The sequence below is a fragment of the Clostridioides sp. GD02377 genome (genome assembly GCF_045899875.1).
In the GTDB taxonomy this organism is placed as follows: Bacteria; Bacillota; Clostridia; order Peptostreptococcales; family Peptostreptococcaceae; genus Clostridioides; species Clostridioides difficile_A.
The window spans coordinates 126,096-143,221 of record NZ_JBJODA010000010.1; the positions used below are offsets into that span (position 1 = coordinate 126,096).

At 29.2% G+C, this 17,126-nt stretch carries 18 protein-coding genes and 1 pseudogene; all 19 read left to right on the forward strand.

Annotated features, from left to right (window positions below):
• The first annotated feature begins 173 nt into the window (after positions 1-173).
• The 19 genes and pseudogenes from Q3304_RS10665 to Q3304_RS10755 all read left to right on the forward strand — a co-directional run bounded on the left by Q3304_RS10665 (position 174) and on the right by Q3304_RS10755 (position 16,974).
• Entirely contained in the window at positions 174-2,159 is a 1,986-nt protein-coding gene (locus Q3304_RS10665; protein ID WP_407813850.1) for a BglG family transcription antiterminator, read from the forward strand.
• 4 nt (positions 2,160-2,163) lie between these two features.
• On the forward strand, positions 2,164-2,598 hold the full coding sequence (locus tag Q3304_RS10670) for a transcriptional regulator GutM (RefSeq protein ID WP_407813851.1): 435 nt from the start codon (positions 2,164-2,166) through the stop codon (positions 2,596-2,598).
• Between the two features lie 28 nt (positions 2,599-2,626).
• Entirely contained in the window at positions 2,627-3,187 is a 561-nt protein-coding gene (locus Q3304_RS10675; protein ID WP_054269409.1) for a PTS glucitol/sorbitol transporter subunit IIC, read from the forward strand.
• 258 nt (positions 3,188-3,445) lie between these two features.
• Positions 3,446-3,946 (forward strand): annotated as a pseudogene (locus Q3304_RS10680) (PTS sorbitol transporter subunit IIB); the annotation flags it as partial.
• A 39-nt stretch (positions 3,947-3,985) separates the two neighbouring features.
• A complete protein-coding gene (locus Q3304_RS10685) occupies positions 3,986-4,405 on the forward strand; it encodes a PTS sorbitol transporter subunit IIB (RefSeq protein WP_407813854.1) in 420 nt (139 codons plus the stop codon).
• A gap of 40 nt (positions 4,406-4,445) precedes the next feature.
• The gene (locus Q3304_RS10690; RefSeq protein ID WP_054269410.1) at positions 4,446-4,811 is read left to right on the forward strand and encodes a PTS glucitol/sorbitol transporter subunit IIA; all 366 of its coding nucleotides are present in this window, start codon (positions 4,446-4,448) and stop codon (positions 4,809-4,811) included.
• Positions 4,812-4,911: 100 nt separating this feature from the next.
• Positions 4,912-5,685, forward strand: coding sequence for a sorbitol-6-phosphate dehydrogenase (gene srlD, locus Q3304_RS10695; RefSeq protein WP_054269411.1), 774 nt, complete (start codon positions 4,912-4,914; stop codon positions 5,683-5,685).
• Positions 5,686-5,951: 266 nt separating this feature from the next.
• Complete coding sequence (locus Q3304_RS10700; RefSeq protein ID WP_407813852.1) at positions 5,952-8,039, forward strand: molybdopterin-dependent oxidoreductase; 2,088 nt, start codon at positions 5,952-5,954, stop codon at positions 8,037-8,039.
• 86 nt (positions 8,040-8,125) lie between these two features.
• Positions 8,126-8,461: an anti-sigma F factor antagonist gene (gene spoIIAA, locus Q3304_RS10705; protein ID WP_054269412.1), complete on the forward strand. Its 336-nt coding sequence runs from the start codon at positions 8,126-8,128 to the stop codon at positions 8,459-8,461.
• A gap of 13 nt (positions 8,462-8,474) precedes the next feature.
• The gene (gene spoIIAB, locus Q3304_RS10710; RefSeq protein WP_054269413.1) at positions 8,475-8,903 is read left to right on the forward strand and encodes an anti-sigma F factor; all 429 of its coding nucleotides are present in this window, start codon (positions 8,475-8,477) and stop codon (positions 8,901-8,903) included.
• Between the two features lie 22 nt (positions 8,904-8,925).
• On the forward strand, positions 8,926-9,690 hold the full coding sequence (gene sigF, locus Q3304_RS10715) for an RNA polymerase sporulation sigma factor SigF (protein ID WP_054269414.1): 765 nt from the start codon (positions 8,926-8,928) through the stop codon (positions 9,688-9,690).
• Between the two features lie 272 nt (positions 9,691-9,962).
• Positions 9,963-10,400, forward strand: coding sequence for a stage V sporulation protein AC (spoVAC, locus tag Q3304_RS10720; RefSeq protein ID WP_003418420.1), 438 nt, complete (start codon positions 9,963-9,965; stop codon positions 10,398-10,400).
• 155 nt (positions 10,401-10,555) lie between these two features.
• Positions 10,556-11,569 carry a stage V sporulation protein AD gene (gene spoVAD, locus Q3304_RS10725; RefSeq protein WP_054269415.1) on the forward strand — a complete coding sequence of 338 codons (1,014 nt, stop codon included), beginning with the start codon at positions 10,556-10,558 and terminating at the stop codon, positions 11,567-11,569.
• Between the two features lie 12 nt (positions 11,570-11,581).
• Positions 11,582-11,944 (forward strand): stage V sporulation protein AE, encoded by a 363-nt coding sequence (spoVAE, locus tag Q3304_RS10730; protein WP_003418423.1) that lies wholly within the window; start codon positions 11,582-11,584, stop codon positions 11,942-11,944.
• A 181-nt stretch (positions 11,945-12,125) separates the two neighbouring features.
• Positions 12,126-13,142, forward strand: a complete 1,017-nt coding sequence (locus Q3304_RS10735; protein ID WP_054269416.1) for a LacI family DNA-binding transcriptional regulator — start codon at positions 12,126-12,128, stop codon at positions 13,140-13,142.
• Between the two features lie 375 nt (positions 13,143-13,517).
• Positions 13,518-14,357, forward strand: a complete 840-nt coding sequence (locus Q3304_RS10740) for a DUF3100 domain-containing protein (protein WP_021383560.1) — start codon at positions 13,518-13,520, stop codon at positions 14,355-14,357.
• A gap of 14 nt (positions 14,358-14,371) precedes the next feature.
• A complete protein-coding gene (locus Q3304_RS10745; protein ID WP_054269418.1) occupies positions 14,372-14,836 on the forward strand; it encodes a hypothetical protein in 465 nt (154 codons plus the stop codon).
• 14 nt (positions 14,837-14,850) lie between these two features.
• Complete coding sequence (locus Q3304_RS10750; protein WP_054269419.1) at positions 14,851-15,990, forward strand: M20 family metallopeptidase; 1,140 nt, start codon at positions 14,851-14,853, stop codon at positions 15,988-15,990.
• 48 nt (positions 15,991-16,038) lie between these two features.
• Positions 16,039-16,974, forward strand: a complete 936-nt coding sequence (locus Q3304_RS10755; protein WP_054269420.1) for a DUF1177 domain-containing protein — start codon at positions 16,039-16,041, stop codon at positions 16,972-16,974.
• Positions 16,975-17,126: the final 152 nt, after the last annotated feature.

The following is a 17,126-nucleotide window of genomic DNA, read 5'->3' on the forward strand; positions in this document are numbered from 1 at the left end:
ATGATTTTCATTTGAGAATACGATTTAATATGTTAATATACATTTTTCCAGTGTGTTGTGAAAAAATGTATATTAGTTCCTCTTTTTCAAATCTTATTTGAAAAAGAGAATATTAATTATATATACAGTTTGGATTATAATAAAAAATGTAAGATAACAAAGGGGAGAAAAAGATGTCAATGACTTATATGGACCCTAGGGTTTTTTTGATTTTAGAAATGGTGTTAAAAGAAGATACAAACACTCTAGAACAGTTTTCAAGTGTTCTAGGTGTCAGTACTAGGACTATCAGAAATTATATAAACCAGATTAATCGAGAATTAGAAGATGGTATTGCTAAAATAGTTAAGAATGAAAAAGGTACATATAGTATAAGAATTGAAGATGAAAGTAAATTAATTGAAATTGTAAATTTCAATAGAGGAAAAGCATCAAATTTTATAAATTTAAATTCACCTGATGAAAGGGTAAATTATGTTCTTGATATTTTAACTATGACTAACAATCCAATTACTATAGATGATTTGGCTGAAGAGATATGTATAGGAAGAACAACGTTAATAAAAGATTTAAAAAAGGCAGATAAGATTTTAGCAGATTACGACTTGGAGTTAAAAAGAAAACCAAATATAGGTATGATTTTAGTTGGCGAAGAAATGGATATAAGGTTATTAGTCCTTGATAGGTTATATGAAAATTATATTGATATACTGGAAAACGTTAATCACATAAGAGTTATTAAAAAGGGTGATATTGAATGTCTTAGAGACGAATTAAAGAAGTTATTTAATCAAGAAGAACTCTATATAACAGAGCAGGTCTTAATGGATGTTGAAAGATATATAATAATATCTGTTTTAAGAAATCTAAATGGATATAAATTTGAAAAGATAGATAAGAGATTTGAAGTCATAAGATGTTCAGATGAATATATTTTAGGATTAAAACTTAAATCTTTATTGGAAAAGATATTTAATATAGTTTTAAATGAAAAAGAAACCATATTTTTGACAATGCCATTAATAGGCAGAAAAGCTCCTAGTACAAAGTTAGCACTTAGTAGCATAAAGATAAATGATAGTGTAAAAGAAGTTGTAGATGAAGTAACTAGTTTTCTATTGGAGACATCTGGGATTGATTTTAAAGAAGATAAGAAGCTCATAGAAAACCTAGAATATCATTTGTATTTTGCACTTAATAGAATGAGGTTTAACATAAGGGTAAAAAATCCATTATTGCAAGAAATAAAGGAGAGATATACATTTCCATACAGTGTAGCAAAGATAGCTGCAATGATAATTGAAGAAAAGTTTGACTTAAAGATATGTGAACATGAAATAGGATATATAGCATTACATTTTGGAAGTTATTTCGAAAAAAGCTCAAGAAAGATTCTAAATGTAAACAGAGTGGCAGTTGTTTGTGGAACTGGTCTTGGGACTGCACAACTCATCAGGATAAAAATAGGAAAAATTCTTGGAGAAAGTGTTGAAGTAAATACTTTTTCTGATATAGAAGCCAAGGCTAATTTGGAGTTATTAAAGTACTATGACCTAGTGTTTACAACAGTAGACTTTAAGACAGACTTAGATGTTCCAATATTTAGAGTAAATGCCTTATTTAATGAAGAAAGTATAAAAAAAGAAATAGAAAATGCCATACTATTGAAAAATAGTATAAATCTTAAATCTATAAAGCATATTGAAAAGAATATTCCTTTTATAGGTAAATTAGTTGAGGAAGATAAGTTTTTTATACTGAATAATGACACATTCATGGAAAATTTAGAAGAAATGTTAGTAAAGCTAGTACATAAAGGAATTATTGATTTGGAGTTTAAGGAAAATGTATTAAAAAGGGAACAGAAATCTTCTACAGCACTAGATAATTACATAGCATTACCCCATTCAGTTAGCTCTAAAGGAGAAAATCTTTATCTGGCATTTGGTATATTAGAAAATCCAGTAATTTGGGATACAAAAGAAATTAGAATAATAATATTAATGATAATTCCAGATAAGAATGTAGAAAGTACAGATTTGATAATAAAAAGCTATGAAGAGGTACTTGAAATAGGAAGAGATAAAAAAATGGTAGAAGCACTTGCTAAAGTAAAATCATTTGATGAATTTTATAAAATAATTACCAAGAGGAGGTAATAATATGGACCCAGTAATTTTTATTATAGTATCACTTATTGCAGTTTATTTATTAAATATTTTTCTTGGATACTTACAACTTAAAGATTTTAATAAAAATTATATTGAATTAAAAAGAAAAGGTAGAGTTGCAATAGGCAGAAAAAAAGGAAGAATATCATCAGGTACAATTGTGCTAATACTCATAGATGAGGATGGTGCAATTGTTGAAACTAGGAAAATACAAGGTGTTACAGTATTAGCAAGAGTAAAAGTGTTTGAAGGGCTAGTAGGAAAAGACTTAGGGGACATAACAAAATCAGATTTAGCTGAGTATAATAAACTACTAAAAAAAGCAATACTAGATGCAGTCAAACAGTACATAACATTTGAAAAAAATAGATGTGAGAGTACAAATAGTACTAGTACTGATGAAGAATGCAATGCAGAAGTAGTTTAAAAATATATATTTATAAGGAGGAGTTAATATGACGCAATTTTTTCAAGTATTAGCAAGTGGTGCAGACAGTTTTATGAATTTATTTAGGGCAGGAGGTCAACAATTTGTAGGGTTTGTAACAGATATAGTTCCACTTTTAGTAGCTTTATTGGTTACAATGAATGCAATTATCAATTTTATAGGTACAGATAGAGTCGAGAGGCTTGCAAAAAAATGTTCTGCAAATATATTTACTAGATATTTAATATTACCAGTACTTGGTACATTCGTATTTGCAAATCCAATGACATTATCACTTGGAAGATTTTTGCCAGAAAAATTTAAACCTAGTTATTTTGCAGCAGCAAGTTTTTCATGCCATACAATGAATGGATTATTTCCACACATTAATCCAGGAGAGCTATTTATATATCTAGGAATTGCAAATGGTATAACAACTTTAGGATTTTCAACAGCAGATTTAGCAGTTAGATATTTACTAGTTGGTATAATTGCAAACTTTATTAAAGGTGTGGTTACTGACTATACGACAAAATTTGTAGAGAAGCAACAAGGAATATCATTAAATTCAGATATAAATATTGGATAATTATTTTAAGATGTAATTAAATTTATTCTAAGTGGAAGTAAATTGTTTTATATAATAAGTAGATTGTTTTGAATAGTAATTAAATAAATTAATATAAGAAAGTTACATATAAGATAGCAGAAAGTTAACATGAGATGTAAGAAAATAAATAATAGTATTAAAGGATTTAAAATAAGATAACTAAGAAAGACATAGATAGAATTAGGATTAAGAGAATAACTTAAATAAAAAAATAGTGTATATAGGAGGAGCATTTGTATGTCATTTAATAAAGTTAAAATAGTAAAAGGTTCTGGAGGATGGGGAGGACCATTGATAATAGAGCCAACAGAAAAGAAAAATAAGGTAGTATATGTAACTGGAGGAGCAAAACCAGAAACTGCAGTAAGAATAGCTGAACTTACAGGATGTGAATTAATAGATGGATTTTCGCAAGGTGTTAAAGATGATGAAATAGCATGTGTAATAATAAATTGTGGTGGTACATTAAGATGTGGTATATATCCTCAAAAGAAAATACCAACTATAAATATAATGAAGACAGGTAAAAGTGGACCATTAGCAATGTTTATAAAAGAAGATATATATGTTTCAGGGGTAAAACCAAACAATGTAGAGCAATTATAATTGTGGATGTAGGAGGAAAAAAATATGGCTTATGATACTAAAAAGAAGATAAGTGAACAGAGTCAAGGAATTGTCGCAAAAATAGGTATAGCACTAGGTAATGTGACAAGTACTCTTTTTCAAGCTGGTAGAGATACTATAGATACATTAATACACACTATATTGCCTTTTATGGCTTTCGTTGCAGTCCTAATAGGTATAATAAATCAATCAGGTGTAGGAAATTGGGTAGCCAACTTGCTTACTCCATTAATAGGAAATGTTGGAGGGCTGGTTGTTTTATCAATAATATGTTCATTTCCATTGTTGTCTCCATTTCTTGGACCAGGAGCCGTTATAGCTCAGATAGTAGGGGTATTAGTTGGGACAGAAATAGGAAAAGGAAATATTCCACCAAGTTTAGCATTGCCAGCACTGTTTGCAATAAATTCACAAGCAGCATGTGACTTTATACCAGTAGGGCTTGGTCTTGCAGAAGCTGAACCTGATACAGTTCAAGTAGGAGTTCCATCAGTTTTATATTCTAGATTTTTAACAGGTGCACCAACTGTTCTACTAGCATGGTTAGCAAGCTTTGGATTATATAAATAAAAGAATACTTTATAAATAATTAGAGAAAGGTTCAGTTGATATGGAATTAATATACAGTACCCAAATAAATAAAATAGGAGATAATGCAAATGAATTTTTAGAACATAACATGTTTGTGACTTTCAAGGATAATGCTCCTCAAGAATTAGAAAATTACTGTTATATACATTCTGAAAATAATTTAGTAAAAGAAATACTTACGAATGATGTGTTATCAATAAATAATGTTGATTATAAAATTACCTCTGTTGGTGAGTTAGTAAATCAAAATCTTTCAGAATTAGGTCATATAACATTTAAGTTTACAGGTGAAAAAGATGGAGCAATTGGAGGGACCTTATATCTTGAAAAAAAAGAAATAGCACCTATTGGCGTAGGTACTATACTAAAAATAATTAGAAAATAAAATTTAAAACTAATCTAATCATATTATAAGTAAATTATAGATAAAAGTCAATTTAACTAATCAAGTTAGCTTCTAATGTGATATAAAAGGGGAAATGAAAATGAGAAAAGTAGCTTTAGTAGTTGGAGGAGGAAGAAGTTTAGGTGAATTTTTATCTAAACATCTAGCTAAAGTAGGTTATGATGTTGCTATTGCGGACTTAAATGAAGATAATGCAAAAAAAGTAGCTGAAGAAATAGAAAAAGAGTTTGATTGTAAATCCATAGGATATGGCTGTAATGCCACTGATGAAGAACAGGTTATAAGTACTGTTGAAAAGATTGAAAGTGATTTTGATAGGATTGATTTATTGGTATACAATGCAGGAGTGGCTGTAAGTAAAAAAATAACTGATTTTGGATATAGAGATTTTAAATTTATTGTAGATGTAAATTTAAATGGGTATTTTCTATTTGCAAGAGAAGTATCTAAGGTTATGATATCAAAAGGCATTGAAGGTAGAATAATACAGATAAATTCAAAATCAGGTAGAGTAGGTAGCAAGCATAATTCAGGATATTCAGCAGGTAAATTTGCTGGAGTGGGTCTTACTCAAAGTTTGGCATTAGATTTAGCAGAGCATAAGATAACTGTAAATGCGTTGATGCTTGGAAATTTACTTGATTCTGACATGTTTGAAAGTTTAATTCCTCAATATGCAGTAAAATTGGGGATACCTGAATCAGAAGTTAAGCAAGTTTATATAGATAAAGTACCTCTAAAAAGAGGTTGTAGATTTATAGATGTTGCAAATATGCTTACATTTTACGCTTCTAAGGAAGCTGAATATTGTACAGGTCAATCTATAAATATTACTGGTGGACAAGTTATGTAAAATTTTTATAACCTTTCAATTTATGTATATCAGAGATATATTAATTGAAAGGTTATTTTTATTATTAACAACTATAGTATTCAAGCAAAATTAGAAGTCAGTTAGTTTTTAGAAGTGAATTTTTCAATAATATTATATTTATGAAGTATTTTTAAATTTAATTTGATAAAATATATTTATGTTTTATATAAAGTAGTTTTGAGTATATAAAATTTAATAAATTACAGGAAATATGATAGTTCTTAATAAGGAAAGAAGGATACTTTATGGATACAATAAAAAAATTGAGTCATGGCTGTACACTAGATTGCCATGATTGTTGCAAATTTAATGTTTATATTAAAGGAAATAACATAATAAAAATTGAAGGAGATAAAAACCATCCTTACACAAAAGGCTTTATATGTAAAAAAGGATTGGCTCATTTAGATAGACTAAATCATAGAGAGAGGATAGAGACTCCAATGCTTAAAGTTGATGGAGTATGGAAGAAAATCTCTTTTGATGAAGCTATAGAGATAATGGCAGAAAAGCTTATAGACTATAAAGAAAAGTACACATCAAAGTCTGTTATGCATTATGACCAATATGGAAGTGGGTCTGTATTAAAATACATAGGAGATATATTTTTTAACTTTTATGGAGGAGTTAGTAGGCACAAGGGTGGTCCATGTTGGAGTGCAGGAATGCATGCTCAAAAGTATGATTTTGGAGAAGCTAAAAGTAATGCCATAGAAGACATGTTAAATAGTAAAAGCATATTTGTATGGGGAAAAAATCCAGCATATACTACAATTCATACTATGCAAATAATTAAAAAGGCTAAAGATAAAGGAATACAGATAGTAGTAATTGACCCCATATATACAAAAACAGCTAAAATAGCAGATAAGTACATAAAAGTAAATCCTGGAACAGATGGAGCTTTAGCTATAGCTATGGCAAAAGTTATAGTAGAAGATAAATTATATGATGAAGAATATATAAATTCATATGTTATTGGTTTTGAGGAGTACAAAGAATATTTGCATTCATTGGAATTAAGTTTTTTAATTAATGAATGTGGAGTTAAAGAGAAAGATATAAGAGAACTAGTTGATTTATATACCAACAAATATTCAACTATAAATCTTGGGTATGGACTTCAGAAGTATAAAAATGGAGGAAATACAATAAGAGCTATAGATGCTTTAGGAGCTATAACAGGTCAAATCGGTTTTAGTGGTGGAGGTATAAACTATGCCAATAAGGTTTATCCAAATATTCTAAACTCTGACCCTTATAATAGCCAGTCATATGGAGAAGATAGGGAGTTTTATGTAAGTAATATTAGTGAATTTATAGAGAAATCTTTAAAAGATACATTAAATGGGTCTGATGATAAAGATAGTAAAACAAATCTTGTATCAAGTGAATTAAATAACTTATCAAATAAATCAATAAAAACTAATGTTCCTATAAAGATGGTTGTTATAACCAAAAGTAATCTGATGAATCAATTGCCAGATTTAGTAAAGCTAGAGAAAGTATTTTCAAAGATTGAATTTAAAGTGTGTTTTGATATGTTTATGACTGATACAGCCACGCTATGCGACTTGTTTATACCTTGTACAAATACACTAGAAAGTGAAGATATAATCTATAGTTCAATGACTAATCCATATATAACTTATAATGAAATAGCAGTAAAACCAAAACATAAATTGATGGATGAATACTATTTCTTTATGGAGTTAGCTAAAAAGATGGGGATTAAAGATTATCCATTTGTTAGAAAAAGTGAATATCTAGAAAAAGTAATTGAACCACTTAGAAAATTTGATAAAAATCTAAATATAGAAAAACTTAAAAATAGCTACTTCACTATACATAATCCTGTTGCTTGGGAAGATAAGAAATTTGAGACTCCATCTGGAAAGTATGAGCTTTATTCAGAACGAATAAAAAGCTTAGGAATAAGCCCAATACCTGTGTATAAGAATCATAAATCTAAAAATACAAAAGAGAAAAATGAAAATACTTATTTTAGATTATTGACTAACCATCATGCAGATACTTTGTTTAGTCAACACTTTATGGACAAGACTTCTATATCACAAGCATATATAAATAAAAGTATGGCTAAACAATTAGGCATTAAGGATAAAGACATTGTGACTTTAAACTCAAAAAAAGCAAAAATAGATGTACAAATAAATATAGACGATGGAGTGGGTGATTATATAGTAAAAATGTATGTTGGTTGGTGGAAGAAACATGGGAATCCAAACAGTTTGACAGACTCTGGCATATCAGACTTTGGTGGTCAGGTAACATACAATGAAAGCATGGTAGAAATAATACGACAAAACTAGTTAAATTTCATTGAAGGAATAAAAATACAATTATAGAATTGATTAAAAGTTACTATTTTTACAAAACTATTGAAGGAGGGATTTTGATGGTAAATTATTCCTTAGAACATAAGAATCTATACATAGAATTTATGTGCTCAGAACTAGACCACCATGTAGCCAATGAAATAAGGGAAGAAATAGATAACTTATTAAGTGTAAATCAAGTTAGAAATGTTGTATTTAATTTTGAAAATATTAATTTTATGGATTCTTCAGGTATAGGTGTCATCATAGGTAGATATAAAAAGATTTCTAATGAAGGGGGACGAGTTTCAGTAATTAATATAAGTTCACGAGTTAAGAAGATTTTTGATTTATCTGGGTTAAATAAAATTATTGGCATTTATGATACGTATGAAGAAGCTCTAAGTTCTTTGTAGGGAGGAGTATGTGATGAATAATATTATGGAAGTTAAATTTTCGGCAATATCTGAAAATGAAAGTTTAGCAAGAGTTATAGTAGCATCCTTTGCAGCTAAATTAGACCCAACAGTAGATGAATTAGTGGATATAAAAACTGCTGTCTCTGAGGCTGTTACAAATGCTATAATACATGGATATGAAGAAGATAGTTCTAAATTTGTTTTTTTAAGATGTGAGATAGAGGGAAATACTATAAAAATTATAGTTGAAGATGAAGGGTATGGAATAGAAAATGTGGAGAAGGCAATGGAACCACTTTATACATCAAAACCAGAACTTGATAGATCAGGAATGGGATTCACAGTAATGAAAAGCTTTATGGACGATGTAGAGGTAAGTTCTGTAAAAGATAATGGTACTAGAATTGAAATGTCTAAAAAAATAAATGTGCCTAAATAAAGTCCAAAAGTGAGGTTTTATTATGGAAGTAACTGTTGCCAGAGAAGAAAAAAAACCTCTTCTTAGTCATGAGGAGACTCTAGAACTTATTGACAAAGTTCAAAATGGAGATGAAGAGGCAAAAGAAATATTAATATCAAGCAATTTAGGTCTAGTTAGGAGCGTTGTATCTAGATTTTTAAATATAGGATATGATAGAGAGGATTTATTTCAGTTAGGTTCTATAGGCTTAATAAAATCAATATATAAATTTGACCCAAAATTTAATGTAAAATTCTCTACTTATGCAGTACCTATGATTTTAGGTGAAATAAAGAGGTACTTAAGAGATGATGGTATGATAAAAGTATCAAGGTCATTAAAGCAAATAGCTGTAAAGGCCAAGATGGAAAGTGAGTCATTAACCAAAAAGTTAGGTAGAGAACCAAGTATAGAAGAATTGGCTAAAGCAATTGATGTAGAAAAAGAAGATTTAGTAATGGCTATGGAAGCTAATTTCAACGTTGAGTATTTACAAGGTGTTATTCATGAAGAGGAAGGTTCTCCAATATGTCTTATTGATAAAATAAGCATGAAAGGAGAAAGTGAGGAAGAAAAAGTAGTAGATAATATACTATTAAAAGATATACTTGGAAAACTAGATAAGAGAGAACGTCAAATAATAGTTCTCAGATATTTTGAAGATATGACTCAAAGTGAAATAGGAGAAATGCTCAATATATCACAGGTTCAAGTATCTAGGATAGAGAAAAAGGTGTTATCTAAATTAAAAGAATATATATCGTGAGAATACTTATGATATATAAAATAACAAAAGATAATAAAAATATTACTTAAATAAACTGTAATAGCTTTTGATATTAGATTTTTAAACTATGATTAAAAATTTCTCAATTAGAATAAAAAATATTAAAAATTAAGGTGTCTCTATAAAAGAAAATAAATTATTTTCTTTATGAGACATCTTTTTTATTTTTTGATAAAACTTTAAACTGTCAAAATAAATAATAGGTTTATTTTTTTAAAATTAACAAATAATACTTTAGAGAGGTGTTTAGTATGGATAAAAATTATAAAAAATATGTAGACCAAATAAGCCCAAAACCTACATATTTAAAAAACTATACACTTGCATTTATTGTAGGTGGAATTATTTGTATGATAGGGCAAGCAATAAATGATTTATACATGAAAGTTGGAGGTCTTGATAAATTAGGTGCTAGTTCTGCAACATCAATAACACTAATATTTATAGGGGCATTTTTAACTGGACTAGGAGTTTACGACTTAATCGGAAAAAGAGCTGGAGCTGGTTCTATAATTCCAATAACAGGTTTTGCAAACTCAATAGTATCTCCAGCTATGGAGTATAAAAGAGAAGGTTATGTATTAGGTGTAGGTGCAAACTTATTTAAAATTGCAGGACCCGTTTTAGTTTATGGAATAGGTTCTTCTATTTTATGTGGGATTATTTATTATATTTTTAAGATGTTTTAGATGGTTTTTATTTAATTTAAACTCTATTAATTGCAAAATAGCTATAAAAGTTGAAAATTAACTATGAAGCTTGTTAGTTAGAAAATAGTTATGAAGATTTCAATTGATATTAAAAAATTAAATATTAAAATGTAAAATTAAAAAGGTGTGAAAATATGAAAAATAAAAGAATTGGAAAAAGAACAGTAAAGTTAGAAAATAAACCAACAATAATATCAACTGGAACTATAGTAGGCTCTAAAGAAGGTGAAGGGCCATTAAAGGACTATTTTGATATGATTATGACTGATGATTTATATGGTGAAAAAACTTGGGAATTAGCTGAAAGTAAGATGGTAGAGACTGCATCTCAAAAAGCTATACAAAAGGCAGGAAAAAAACTAACAGATGTAAATTACATGTTAGGTGGAGATTTAATAAATCAAATAGTACCAGCATCATTTGCAGCAAGGGAATTGGCAATTCCATTTTTAGGTATATATGGAGCCTGTTCTACAATGGCAGAAGGTCTTTGTATAGGCTCTATGCTTATAGATGGTGGTTTTGCAGATTTAGTACTATCAGGTACATCAAGCCATTATTGTACAGCAGAAAGACAGTTTAGGTTTCCTCTAGAACTTGGAAATCAAAAACCAATGACAGCACAATGGACGGTTACAGGAGCAGGAAGTGTATTATTAGCTCCTAATGGAGATGGTCCTAAGATAAAATATGTTACAGTTGGTAAAGTAATAGATGAAGGTATTGATGATGGTAATAATATGGGACCAGCCATGGCTCCAGCAGCAATAGATACAATATATTCTTATTTTGAAGATACTAATGATGACCCAAATAGCTTTGATATAATTGCTACTGGAGATTTGGGTACTCTTGGAAAACAGATAACAGAGGACTTTTTGAAAGAAAAAGGTTTAGATATATCAAAATGTTATACTGATTGTGGTATAGAGATGTTTAATCTTAAAGAGCAAGATGTCCACTGTGGTGGAAGTGGATGTGGATGCTCAGCTACAGTGTTTGCAGGATATATATATGATAAGTTGAGAAAAAAAGAATTTAATAAAGTAATGCTTGTATCAACTGGAGCATTACTGTCACCAACAAGTACACTACAAAAGCAGACAATACCATGTGTTGCACATGCAGTAGTAATAGTAAATGAGTAGGAAGTGATATATATGTTAATGGACTATGTAAGAGTGTTTATTGTAGGTGGAATTATATGTTTAATAGCCCAAGTAATGATGGATTACTTTAAAATGCAAACTCCATATGTTATGGTAACATATGTAACAACTGGTGTGGTTTTAACTTTTCTAGGTCTTTACGAACCATTAGTTAAGTTTGCAGCAGCAGGTGCAACAGTTCCTATAATAGGATTTGGATATTCACTTGCTACAGGAGTAATAAAGTCAATTCAAAGTGATGGCTTTTTAGGTATTTTCTTAGGTGGTACAACTGCTACAGCTGGTGGGATAGCAGCGGCTATATTCTTTGGATATATTATGTCAGTAGTATTTACACCGAAAGCAAAGCCATAAATATTACTTAAAAGAATAATAAAATTTAAAATAGTAGCTTTTTATAAAATAGGTAGATATCTTTCAGATTCTGCCTATTTTTCATATAAAGAAACGTTTACATAATTGAAGTTGACAATTATTTACAACATAGTGTAGTATTATATTATCAAAATAAAATGAAGTGAAGTAGGGGATAAAGATGGTAACTATTAAAGATATTGCAAGGAATCTAGGTATCAGTTATTCAACCGTTTCTAGGTGCTTAAATAATAATCCTAATGTATCTGAAAAAACAAAAAAGAAGGTAGTAGAAGAGGCTAATAGACTAGGGTTCCATTTTAATGTAAATGCAAGAAATCTGGCAAAAAAAGAAACAAACAGAATTGGGGTAATCTTTTCAAATAATTTTAATCACCAAGATACTAGAAAGTTTTTTAGTGATATAATGGACAGTTCTATAAATTCTATTGAGACTAATAAATACGATTTTATAATACAACCTAATAATAACATTAGTGGTGACAGTAATGTATATAAAATGGTTAATGGACAAATGGTAGATGGATTAGTAATTGTATCTCAATCAATAAAAAAAGAAGAGTATGAATTTTTAAAAGATAATAATTTTCCACATGTATTTATATATTTTAAACCATCTTTTGTAGGAGAAGTAGACAATTTCTTTTGGGATGATAATGTATATGGTGGTTATATAGCCACTAAGCATTTAATTGACCATGGTCATAAGGATATAATAACAGTAACTTCAGATGATAAAAGCTCAAAAATGCATGAAGATAGAACAAAGGGATATTTGAATGCTATGGAAGAGGCAAATTTAAAGACTGAGGTTATTGAATCTAAAATGGACTTTGAATCTCAAGTTGAGCTATTAGAAAAGCATATTGATAAAATAAAAAAAGCATCAGCCATATTTGTACAACAAGATGTACCAGCAATTTCTATAATACAAGAATTAAAAAATACTTATGGTATAAATGTACCAGAAGATATTTCCATAATAGGATATAATAATATTGAATTAATATCATATTTTAGGTCTCATTTATCAACGATAGATGACCCAAGAGAACAAGTTATAAAAAATGGAGTAGATAGTTTAGTAAATATAATAAATAAAAAAGGAACAGAACATATTCCAAGAAAACTATATCCAAGGTTAATAATACGAAACAGTGTTAAAAGAATAAAATAGTAAATTTTTAAATATCATAAATGTACTAGAATTATTATAGTTTGTATAAATTAATCTAAAAAATAATATGAATTGAAATTAAAAGGAGTAAGTGTATATCAGTACATTGTACTCCTTTATTTATTTAGAACGTTTTCATAAAATCAGTAAATAATTTTATTAGATTAGTTAATAATTTACTATTTAGATAATATAGTTCAATAAATTATTTGTGTTTTATATCATGAATCTTCAATGTCTTATTTTGATTCATAACTAAAAGTATATAAAAATGATGAATAATATATATTATACATTATCAATGATAGGTTATATAATAAAATCACTAACAATTATATTATAAGAAAATTATAAAAATTACAAGGAGGTATAGAAATGAAAGAAAAAGCAGGGATTAGAAATGCCATAATAGCAGCCTTTATAATCACAATATTGGCGGAATTAATCGGTCCTATTTCATTTAAAGTTATGGGTATTAATATAACTTTACTTAGTATACTATGGGCTATCTTTATAGGGATGGCTGTTTCGCCTCACTTATTAGGACGAGTTATACCAGCTCTAAAAAAATTTATAGGGGATAATGAAATAAATGTATCTCCATATTTGTTGTCTTTAACACTATATCCATTAGGAATAATGTTTGGAATCAATGCAGGTCCTAAAGTAGGTATATTACTTCAAGCAGGACCAGCACTTTTATTACAAGAATTTGGTCATATGGGTACAATGTTGATTGCATTACCTGTTGGAGTTGCATTAGGTCTTGGGAGAAGTGCATTAGGAGGTACTTTTTCATTATGTCGTGACACAGCACTAGGAATTATTGGAGATAAGTATGGGTTAAATTCACCAGAAGGTATAGGAACATTAGGAACTTACATAAGTGGTAGTATATTTGGGACATTATTATTCTCATTTTTGGCACCAGTAGGTGTACTTTTAGGATTTCATCCATATGCTTTAGCAATGGCATCAGGAATGGGAAGTGGTTCGATGATGGGAGCTGCAACAGCATCATTAATGAATACGGTTCCACAGATGTCAGAACAGATTTTAGCATATTCAGCAACTAGTGGTTTGATTACAGCTGTTACTGGAATATATATAGAGTTATTTTTATCTTTACCAGTAGCCAATTATTATTATAGTAAAGTAGCTCCAATTATTGAAAGATTCAGAGGAAGAAAAACAAAAACAAGTAATGACTTATAAAGGAGGGTGTATGTATGGAAAAGACTTTTAAGACTATTATAGAACAGGTAAAAATAGTACTGTTTATATATATTATTATTTGCTTTGGACAAATGATAGCACTTAAGACTCAGGCTAAGGATTTATTAATTGGAAGTGTATTTGGTTTTTTGTTAGTTATAGTTGCTATTATAATTAAGAACTTCGTTAAAAAACCTAATTTACCAGGTTTTGCATGGGCTACTTTAGTTGCATTCGTTTTATCACTTCCAATATCACCAGTGGGAGATATTATAGCAACTAATGTAGGTAAAATCAATTTTATGTCTACAGTAACACCATTGTTAGCCTTTGCAGGAATTTCTGTAGGTAACCAATTGGATATATTAAAGACTTTGAGCTGGAAGTTAGTAGTTATATCATTTATAGTTATGACATCTACTTACTTTGGTTCTGCCTTTATATCTCAAACAGTTTTAAGATTAAATGGAATGCTTTAAGGAGGTAGGTAAACATGAATGAATTAAAATTAAAAATCAAAGAAGAAATAAAAGTGTTATCTGAAGAAAAGAAGACATCATTTGAAAATGTATCTGATTATTTATTTGCAAATCCAGAATTGGCATTTGAAGAACATAAGTCACAAAAAGCATTATGTGATTTATTAGAAGAGAATGGATTTGATGTAACTAAAGGTGTAGGAGGATTAGAGACATCTTTTGAGGCTGTTTATTCAAATGGTAATGGAAAAACAGTAGCTTTTTTAGCTGAGTATGATGCACTTCCAGGGATGGGACATGCATGTGGGCATAATATTATAGGTACAAGTTCTGTTGGTGCTGGCATCATATTAAAAGAAATAATGAAAAAACACAATATAGAAGGAACTGTAAAAGTGTTTGGAACACCTGCAGAAGAAAGAGTGGGTGGAAAAATAACTATGATTAAAGAAGGTGTATTCAAAGACGTAGATGCTGCATTAATTTTACACCCAAGTGATGCTTCAATGCCTGATGATATATCATTTGCTCAAGTTAATTTAAAATTTGATTTTAGTGGAAAGGCATCTCATGCTGCTGCTTATCCTTGGGAAGGAAAAAGTGCTTTAAGTGGAGTAATCGCATTGTTTAACAGTGTAAATAGCATGAGATTACATCTTAAAGATTATGCAAGAGTACATGGTATTATAACTGATGGAGGTAGCATACATAATATAATTCCTGAAAAATCTACAGCTATATTTAATGTAAGAGCTTTAAGTATAGAGTACTTAAATGAGATTTGTGATATGCTTAAAAATTGTGCCAAAGGAGCAGCAATTTCTACAGGAACTAATGTAGATATAGTTCAATTAGATGAAGTATACAAAGAAATTAAAAATGATTCAGAATTAGTGAATATAGTTAGAAGTAATTTCGAAGTGTTAGGTGAGGATTATGTTGAAAGAGATTTAAGTCAAGGTATTGGTTCAACTGATACTGGAAATTTAACTCATGAGATACCTGCAATACAAGCATATATTAAATTAAAGGAAGATACTGCAACTCATACAGATGAATTTGCTGTTGCAGCTGGTGGTGAAGAAGGCAGAGTAGCGCTTATAAAAGCAATTAAGGTGTTAGCAATGTGTGGAGTAGATGTTTTATATAAGTAAATAATATATAATTTTAAAATATATATAAGAAAGGAAATTAGATTAGACATGATATTAAAACAAGTGATAGAGGTTTATGACATTTTAGATAAAGCAACCGCTAATGGAGAAGAAGTTAAGTCTTATTTACAATCTTATGGTGAAGTAGATGTAACAGTTAAAGAATTGTCTTCAAGTAAAGGTTCAACAGATTTAGTCAAACTTACAATACCTGGTAAGAATGGTAAATCAAATGGTGGAGATGCACCTACTCTTGGAATTTTAGGTAGATTAGGTGGGATTGGAGCAAGACCAGAGGTAACAGGCTTTGTATCAGATGGTGATGGAGCATTAGTAGCGATTGCAGTTGCTGCAAGACTTTTGGATATGCAACGAAAGGGAGATATGTTAGATGGAGATGTTATAATCTCAACTCATATTTGCCCAGATGCACCAACTAGAGAACATCATCCTACACCTTTTATGGATTCACCAATCGATATGATGACTATGAATGAAAATGAAGTTGATAATAGTTGCGATGCAATACTTTCAATAGATACTACTAAAGGAAATAGAATAATCAATAATAGAGGATTTGCAATATCACCAACTGTTAAAGAAGGTTACATATTAAAAACTAGTGACAATCTTTTGGATATCATGCAGACTGTGACTGGGAAAGCTCCATTTGTATTTCCACTATCAATTCAAGATATAACACCATATGGAAACAATCTATATCATTTAAATAGTATTTTACAACCAGCTGTAGCTATAGACGCACCCGTAGTAGGAGTAGCGATTACTACAGAGGTGCCTGTTGCTGGATGTGCTACAGGTGCAACTAATTTTAGTGATTTAGATTCAGCAGGCAGATTTGCAATAGAAGTTGCTAAGCTATTTGGTAGAAATAAGTGTGATTTCTATGATAAAGAAGAATGGGAAATGCTTATTAAAAGATACGGTAAATTAAATAGATTTCAGACATTTGGTATACAGTAATTAAAATCAGGTCTATAAATTTGTGATAAAACTGTATGGAATATTTTAACAACTAGGAATAAATTATATGATGTAATCATAAAAAAGGAGTGTCTCATAGATAATTTAAAAAATTATCTATGAGACACTCCTTATATTTTTATTTAAATCTT